2 protein-coding genes and 2 pseudogenes are annotated in these 9,252 nt (G+C 40.8%); 3 read left to right on the forward strand and 1 reads right to left on the reverse strand.

The window, feature by feature from the left end; all coding sequences use genetic code 11:
• Window positions 1-723: 723 nt before the first annotated feature.
• Together H6G68_RS26020 and H6G68_RS26025 are read left to right on the forward strand one after the other, a co-directional pair.
• Window positions 724-1,260: pseudogene (locus tag H6G68_RS26020) on the forward strand (transposase family protein); the annotation flags it as partial.
• 368 nt (window positions 1,261-1,628) lie between these two features.
• Window positions 1,629-2,435, forward strand: a pseudogene (locus H6G68_RS26025) (transposase); the annotation flags it as partial.
• Between the two features lie 199 nt (window positions 2,436-2,634).
• On the opposite strand, the gene H6G68_RS26030 reads toward H6G68_RS26025, so the two are convergent.
• On the reverse strand, window positions 2,635-8,301 hold the full coding sequence (locus tag H6G68_RS26030; RefSeq protein WP_190909234.1) for an AAA family ATPase: 5,667 nt from the start codon (window positions 8,299-8,301) through the stop codon (window positions 2,635-2,637).
• Window positions 8,302-8,724: 423 nt separating this feature from the next.
• Between H6G68_RS26030 and H6G68_RS26035 the strand changes: the two genes are divergently transcribed.
• Window positions 8,725-9,252 (forward strand): response regulator (locus H6G68_RS26035; RefSeq protein WP_190909235.1); only part of this gene is annotated, 528 nt, incomplete at its 3' end.

Here is a 9,252-nt window from a genome sequence, read left to right on the forward strand (position 1 = left end):
GTGAGGATTGCTCTGAATATATTCAAATATACTGCCCATAACGTCTTACCAAAAAATACACTTTTATATTCTTATACCATAATTTAATTCTTTTTCGGAGATGTCTAATAGGTGATTTAAGGTTAGTAGAAGAGCAACTGCCTGATGCCATAATTGATACCATTGTCTGAAAAGCGAAGCTATCGCCTTTCTGTACGTCTTGAAAGATTGGCACAGAACTTTCTACAAATGGCATCTCTCTGTTTGGATAGGGTTAATGGGGAACGTTAAACTCTCTTTGAATTTTTCAATCATCATTGGTCTTAAATACAAAAAGTTTCATTTAGATTATATTTGATGAAACTATTGATAGTTAGGGTTTTCAGGTTTTTGAGGTTTTTTAGCTTACAAATTTCCTGTTTCGGTACAGTCTAGCCTATAAGGTCGCCAAAACCAGAACCCCAATCTAATCCAGCACCAATATTACCATCTACTTTATCTTCGGCTTCAACTGCTTTTCGTAACCATTGTTCATCAGACAATAAATCCATCGGATTCACCACATTTTCTTGATTAAATTGAATGATTATTTTGGTTCTTCAGTACCTAATATGCTAAATTATTAAAATAAAAATTTTAAATAAGATGAAGAAAAACATCAAAACCCTTGATATAGTTAACTTAGGAGACCAAGTTATTGTTGACTATAAGTGAGAATGTTAAAATTTGGGTAAATTTACAGTCATGAATAGAAAAAAGGGAATTAAAATCTTAACAGAGGTTCTGAATATAGAGGATATCAAAGTAATTTCACATCGTCAACATGAAAGGATAGGAATAATTTTACAAATTGAACCAACTAAAAAAGAAAGTGTATGTCCTCATTGTGGAACAAAAAGCCAGAGATTACATCAGAATCATAGATATATAGTGAAAGACTTACCGTGGGGAGAAAAGCCAGTATATTTAGAAATAAATAGACGACAATTTAAATGTGAAAAATGTCGAAAACCCTTTAGTGAAGATTGGGATTTTGTAGGCAAAAGAAGAACATATACAAAAAGACTAGCCCATCAGATAATCAAAGAGGTATTAGATAATGATATCAATAGTGTAGCCTCAAAAGGAGTAGTGACAACAGAAGAAATAGAAAGGATGTTGAAAGACGCAGAATCAGAATTAATAGAATCAAAACCATCAGCTGTCAAAAGATTAGGAATAGATGAAATAGCATTAATTAAAGGACAGGGAAAATATTGTGCAGTATTAATAGATTTAGACCTGACCGGGGGACAATCATGGCTGAAAAGCTTATCCTGCAAGGATTTGAAAGAGAAGTCCATTCAAAAGATAAAACCAATTTTAGGATTAACACCAACGTTAAATAGGATTTTCCGAACGAAATTATTGACAATGGAATCAATAAGGGTGGAAATTGATCTGTATCTTTTTATGTCTAATAAGATTGAAAGGGTTACAGAGTCTTGGTTTCAACGTACTTTGTCCCCCCGTCAGGTAATTTAGGCAAGGTAGAACAGGGAATAGTTTCAGTGAATGCTTATGGAATTTTAGGAGATATCACATTTCCATTGTTGTTTAAAGTCTATAAACCCAGAAAAAGATTAAAAGAATGAGACACATATAAAACTAAAATTGAACTAGCAAGAGAACTGATAACTGAATTAAGAGAAATAGGGTTGAATTTTGATTTAGTTTTGGCAGATAGTCTCTATGGTGAAAGTAGTGATTTTCGTGGCACTTTGGAAAAGTATGGACTACACTATGTCCTAGCAATTCGTAGTAACCATACAGTGTGGATGCCTTCTCATTTGAAGGTTAGGAGCAATCGATGGCATGAATTTGACAGAGTATTATCGGATGGAAACAAAGAAAAACGCTATATTAGAGAAATTATCTTTGGTAGGCGCAGAGGTGATATCAGATATTGGGAAATTACCACTGACCGGGACACATTGCCAGAGAATTCTACTTGGTTTATTATGACTAATTTACCAGGTAATATCCAAAAATCTCTAGGGAACACTTATGGATTAAGAACTTGGATAGAATATGGATTTAAGCAAGGTAAAAATGAGCTAGGTTGGGCTGATTACCGCGTTACTAATTATTCAGAGATAGAAAAATGGTGGGAGATTGTCTTTAGTGTTTATACGATGATTAGTTTGCAGTCTGAATCTTTTTTACAGTTAGCTTCCACTCCTGTTCAAATTAACTCTCCCTCTATCATTAATAATTTCCAACTACATCCTTGGTGGCAATCTGGTTCAGGGTGGAAAACTGTACTGAATAATCTTCGTTTAATCATTCAACCTCTGACATTTCTTGCTTTAATTCTTCCTTGGTTATCTGTTTTTTATTTTTCCAAGTTATATCATACACTTTCACAATTGGTTTCCTTGATGAATCAGTTTCATGCTTATGTTCCATCGGAATAATCTGGTCTTTTTCTACTTTTTGATTATCCCACTCTGACCGAAGAGGGATATTCTTTATTCTCGGAAAGTGACAGAAGAGGGGTATTTACTACTTGCTTAATCCGGAAAGTGACAGAAGAGGGATATGGCAGGGAATGGGGAATGGGGCAGGAGGCAGGAGGCAGGGGGCAGAAAATTCCTACTCACTACTCACTACTCACTACTCACTACTTGGTATGGTGAAATAAAAGGTTGCGCCTTGATCGACCGCTGCTTTAGCCCAAATACGCCCACCGTGGCGTTGAATAATGCGTTGAACGATCGCTAGTCCGATACCTGTACCTTCAAATTCTTGTTCGCGGTGTAGACGTTGGAATACTCCAAACAGATTATTGGCATACTGCATATCAAATCCTGAACCATTATCTCTGATAAAGTACACTCCTTCACCATCCATAACCTCATAACCAACTTCAATATGGGCAACGGGTTTGTAGCGGGTATACTTGATTGCATTGGATAACAAGTTGATCCAGACTTGTGTGAGGAGGGAAAGGTCAGCTTGACAGATGGGTAAATCAGCGATCGCAAATTCAATCTGACGACCCGACCATTCTGGAGTTAAATCACTCAGTACCTGTTGAATCAACTCATTGACTAACACAGGCTGCTTGGACATTTCCTTGCGATCCAAACGGGATAAATTCAACAAATCATCAATCAACTCACCCATGCGTTTGGCATTATCCCGGACAATTTTTAAGTAACGATTGGCTTCGGCATCCAGTTGCTCACTGTAGTCTTCTTGGATCATTCTCGAAAAGCCATCAATCGCTCGTAAAGGCGCTCGCAAATCATGGGAAACTGAATAAGAAAAGGACTCCAATGCTTTGTTAGCAGCTTGTAATTGGGTAGTCCGCTGGATGACCCGTTGTTCTAATTCTACATTGAGTTGACGGACTTCTGCTTCTGCGGCTTTGAGGGTGCTGATATCCCGCATCATAGTAGAAACATATTCCACACTACCATCCCTGGCTTTGTGAGCAATGATCATTTGCGAAACCGGAATTTCTCTGCCATCACTGCTCAACAAAGCAGTTTCACCAACCCAGATACCATCTCGAATAGCTGCCGGAATGCCCTTATTTAGGACAATTTCTAATGCCCACTGGGAATGGTATTTAGAGATATTTAAGTGGGAGAGGTCTGCATCCAAAGATACGCCAATCAGTTTCCGAAACTGAACATTATTCCAGAGGACATTACCTTGGGGAGTACACATACCAATATAATCAGTAGATGCTTCTAGGATAGCGATCATGCGATCGCGGTCTTTCTCTGCCCTTTGGCGTTCGGTAATTTCCGCCCTTAAAGAGGCATTCAGTTCTGCCTGATGCTTTAATAGACGAGCATTGTCAATAGAAATAGCTGCCCGACTAGAAAGTAAACGCAGGATTTCAATTCGCTCTGGCGTAAATGCATTAGTGGTGAGATTGTTTTCTAAAAAGACAATTCCAGTCAGTTTTCCCTGGTTCAACAGGGGCGCACAAAGAATCGATTTCGATTGGTGCTGCACAATCCAAGGGTCAGATTGAAAGTTACCGGATTGAGCAGCATTATCGAGGATGATGCTTTCTTGAGTGCGAGCCACATAATTAATCAAGGCAGTTGGCAAGTAAGTAGTGCCGTCTGTGGAGATTAATTCCAGAGAAATTGATTGCAAAACGGCTATTTTTTCATCACCAATCGACCCGATGGCCTCAATCCGCCATTCGTCTTGTGTTGGTAAAATTAAGTAACCCGTTTGCGCCCCGGCATTCTCAATCAAGATGGTCATCAGTTTTGCCAGCAGTTTATCTAACACAATTTCACTGGCGATCGCCTGGGATGCTTTCAACACCGTTTCTAAGTCAAGTGCCTCTGAAGCGGATTGAATAGTGTCAACCTTACCTGTGCTGGTCATTGGTGACCGCAGTTGTAGCATTTGGGGATAGCGTCTTTCCAAATTCTGCACTTTAGCTGTTGCTCCCCAGCGCAGGTAGCCATACCTGGCCTCTTGCAGATAGGCTTTGGCGATCGTCACCCGGTTGTTTGCCAGATGAAACTTTGCTGCTAGTTCGTTGGCTAGAGCCTCTTCTTGCAGGTATTCGTTTTCTCGCGCTAGAGCGATCGCGCGATCGTAGGCATCCATTGCTGCCGTTACCTCACCCAACACCCGATACCGTTCGGCTTCTACTAAGTACCATTTGTGCAGATAATTCATTGGGGCATGGTGCGCCCAAAGTTGCATTTTTACCTGATTTTCTGCTACCTGTTGCAGCAACTCTGACTGTTTTGAGGAATCTGTGTCTGCATACACCGCTAGTCTGGCTAGAGAATCGTAGAACCGAAATATAGCCACCAACGCCGAGCCGGTCATCGCACCCATATACTCTTGTGCGAGGACAGCATTTGCAACTGCCTGATTTCCATCGTCAAACAGGTAACACAGAAATAATTTATTCAGGTAAAAAAAGAACAAACCTCCGTGAAAATTGGTTTGTTGCATCTGGGGTAGCCGGGTTGCTTCATCATAAGCTTGACCCGATAAAATACCAGGTGCAGGAACATCCTGAATCAAGTTCAAAACAGTTTGCCAGCAAATATCTACAAAATGAATGCCAGATGAATGCTTGATTTGTTTCACTGCCTGGGCATAACTAGTCAAATGAAGTTGTAGTTCAGCCAGGGGTTGACCTACCGCAAATGCATAACCACAGAAATGCATAGCCGCATAGCCAGCAAACTCTAAATCGCCCTGCTCAATCCCAATTTGATAGCAATCCTGGAGTGGCTTGAGACTTTCTCTCAAGTGTTTCCTCCAAACATTAATCTGGTCACTAATCGGGAATAAGGTTCTGGCTTGAATGGGTTTGGCATCTAAGCGCTCCAGCAGACTTATGGCCAGTTGACCAAATTGATACCCGGCATCAATCTCAAATACAACTCCGCAGAGAATAATTCCATAGGCGGCATAGGCAAAGGGAGCCAACATCATATTTCCGTACTCAACCAGCAAATCCACCATCTTGAGTACAATCAGCAGAAATAGGCGAGGTACTGCCAAATAAGCTGATGCACACATACTTGTCAACAGCTGCATTGCTGCCAGAACCTCTGGCTCAGACATGATTGGCAAGTCAACCAAATCTTCAATGCGTTTGTTTGCTAACTTTGAGGCAGTTTCCGAGATTGCTTGTTGAACATCCTCAAAGGTTGGCTGGATGGGGAGATGAACTCCTAATTTTTCAAGTAAGTGTAAACCAATCTGAATCGCCTCTAGCAATTTACTTTGAGCGACACAAGTCTGAATTTTGACATCGTAGACTTTTAAGCTGGCTAGTAGGGTTTTGGCATGGTCAAGTACCTCTTGGCACAGTGGCTCTACTTGCTCGAAATTACCGCTAAGATAGGCTGCTTCTGCCGTGGCACTATACAGAGTCAGGGTAAGATCATAGTTAGTTTGCCAGCTATCTGTTGTCAGCAGATCCAAACCAGTTTGCAAATATCGCCATGCAGCTTCATAAGCAGCTGATGCCTTGGCTTTTTCCCCTGCCATTAGGTTTAACCGGGACAAATTATCCTGGTCAGATTGAGTTTTTATCAGTTTTCTGCCCAGGTTTAGTTGGTTGGTGACATCAAAAATCTTGTGTTCTAGCTGTTCGGGGGAAGTCATTTGCAACAAACACTGTCCCACTTGCCAATGGGTTTTGATTTGCTCGGCTTGCGGAAGCAGAGAATAAGCTGCCTGCTGAATGCGATCGTGAACAAATTTATATTCAATTGTTGGGCTGCCAGGGAGTGGCACATCTAACACCACTGATTTATGGGCATTGCTCATGGGCAGAATCAACCCCTGAGCGATCGCTATTTCCAAGTTTTGGGCAGTTTCTCGTCGGGATAGTTCAGCAGCATCAGCTAGGGTTTCTAGATTAAAAGAGTTGCCAATACAGGCAGATAGCTTTAACACTTGCTGTGTCTTAGGATTGAGTTTATGAATCTTGCTGGCCATCAAATCGACAACATTATCAGTAATGCCCTGATTCTGAATTTGCTCTATCGACCATTGCCATTTTTTGGTTTGGCGCTCGAATTTCAGTAGCCCTTCGGTGTAGAGAGATTTCAAAAATTCATTCATGAAAAAGGGATTACCACCAGTTTTTAGTTGCACCAGTTCGGCTAAGGGTAGGGAATCCTCTGGTTGGCAGTGCAATGTATCGGCAATCAGTTGATTGATATCAGGTAAGTTCAATGCTGTAAGAGAAAGTTGGTTTACCACTCCTCCACTCTGCCGGATTTCCTCCACCGTTTGGATCAGGGGATGAGCTGCATTTACTTCATTATCCCGGTATGCCCCAATCAACAGCAACGATTGTTTTTCGGTGGAGGTGGCTAACAGTTGAATCAGCTTCAGCGAGGCATTATCTGCCCACTGAAGATCATCCAAAAAGATGACGAGGGGATGTTCTGACTGAGTAAAGACGCGAATGAAATTTTGAAAGACTTGATTAAAGCGATTTTGGGCTTCTGTCGGCGGCAAAACAGGTACGTCTGGTTGATTTCCCACAATCAATGCCAATGCTGGAATTACTTGAGTCATGACTCGACTGTTAGATCCCAGTGCCACTAAGAGCTTTTCTCGCCACAGACTCAATTGTGCTTCATCTTCACTCAATAATTGTTTGATCAGCGATTCCAAGGCTTGAGCGATCGCAAAGTAAGGTATATCACGCTGATACTGGTCAAATTTGCCCGAAACAAAATAGCCCCGTTGTTGTGTAATCGGCTTATAAATTTCCTGCACCAATACTGACTTGCCAATACCGGAATACCCGGCAACAAGCATCATCTCAACGAGGGAGGAAGACACAGAGACATCCTTTGCGTCATCTTTACCTGCTACTCTGTCAAACGCTGCTAATAAGGTCTCCACCTCCTTTTTTCTACCATAAAGTTTTTCAGGAATATAAAACTGATCGGAAATATCTTTTTGTGCTAAGGTAAAAGACTGTATGCGTCCCGTTTGTTGTAACTGAATCAGACATTGTTCTAAATCAGTTATAATTCCCCCAGCACTTTGATACCGATCCTCCGCTGTTTTAGCTAACAGTTTCAGGATAATTTCTGAAACCATCATCGGAATTTCTGGATCGATAACATGAAGTGGAATCGCTTCTAGAGCCAGATGATGATGAATTAACTCTAGGGGATCGCTGGATTCAAATGGCAGTCGATGGGTTAACAATTGATAAAAGGTCGCACCCAAAGAGTAAAAATCAGTTCGATAGTCGAGAGAACGGTTCATTCTGCCTGTTTGCTCTGGAGATATGTAAGCCAGGGTTCCCTCTAATACTGTTGGATTTTTGAGAGTTAAGGTTTCCCGCGATAGGGAAGTTGAAATACCAAAGTCAATAATTTTAAGTTGTTGTGTTTTTGGATTAAAAACAATATTGGATGGATTAATATCTTTATGAATTATTTTTGCACTATGAATATCACTTAAACTTTTAGTTATTTGCACAGCTAACTTGAGAAATTCTGTTAAGTTAAACCTGTTTGTCTCTATGATATTTGCTAAAGATTTACCCCCAAAATCTTCCAGAATGATGATAAAACTACTTTGATATTGCTGCAAACCGTAAGATTGGATCACACTTTCTAGGGACAAGCTGCGGGTAATTTCGTATTCGAGTTTATATCGGGTGATTTCCTCTGGTGTGGGGTATTCTTTCTTCAAAATCTTGAAGATTACAGGCAAACTATCCCGTTCACGAATTCCCCGATAAACCTGTGAATTAGCACTTTCGTGGATTTTTTTATGAATTTGATAACCCGGAATTGTAATCATAGTTCAACCACCTTCAACTAAACCAGACAGGAGTTCCCTCTAATTCTTTGTTAGCTCAAACACATTGTACCTATACTCAAGTCAGTGTAGGTAGTTGACCAGCTAGATATTTTGATTAACATAGATATTTTGATTAACATAGATATTTTGATTAACATAGATATAGATATTGAATGATTTGATTAACAAGTGTGAGTATCGTAATCATTTTTTCTGACCAAAATATTGCCTACTCCCATCAAGAATTAACATTTCTTAATCATGCGGGCTAAGTCATGAGCAAATAGGTCTATAACCTCTTAAGTGTCTAGCTCGTCAATTTTTAACTCCCCTGGTTTGTTTTTAGAATCGCTGTACCAGTTGCGTCAGTCCTGAAAATGTTAGTTGGGGAATACTCAAAGGTTACCAAAGAGCTTGTTAAGTATGAGTCAACCCTTGAACGTGCTGATTGTGGAAGATTCAGAGGCTGATGCTATGTTAGTTCTCCGTGAACTACATCGCGGTGGTTTCAATCCCATCTGGGAGCGTGTCCAAACAGCCCAAGAACTGAGTGCTGCCCTCAATCGCTGTAGCTGGGATGTCATCCTTTCCGATTATCGATTACCTGGATTTAATGCGCCTGCGGCTTTAGAAATAGTCAAGCAGAGTCACAAAGATATTCCTTTCATTCTCATTTCTGGCATTATCGGCGAAGTATCTGCTGTGGAAATGATGAAAGCGGGCGCTGATGACTATGTGATGAAAGGCAACTTAAATCGATTGCCAGAGGCAGTGCGTCGAGAAATGCGGGATGCACAGGTGCGAGCAGAACGTCAGCAAGCCCAAGCAGAACTAGAAAACCAAAAGACATCTCCGGAAATAGCTAAAGTGTTACTGCCACTGCTTTTAAAAGTGAGATGCCCCAATGCAAAGGTAGCTGGCTGGTACGCTAAAATAAGCGTTAGAGATGCC

The sequence above is a fragment of the Anabaena catenula FACHB-362 genome, assembly GCF_014698735.1.
In the GTDB taxonomy this organism is placed as follows: domain Bacteria; phylum Cyanobacteriota; class Cyanobacteriia; order Cyanobacteriales; family Nostocaceae; genus Anabaena; species Anabaena variabilis_A.

Coding starts and splice junctions, on each gene's coding strand:
- H6G68_RS26030 (WP_190909234.1), bottom strand. CDS start 8,301: ATGATTACAATTCCGGGTTATCAAATTCATAAAAAAATCCACGAAAGT.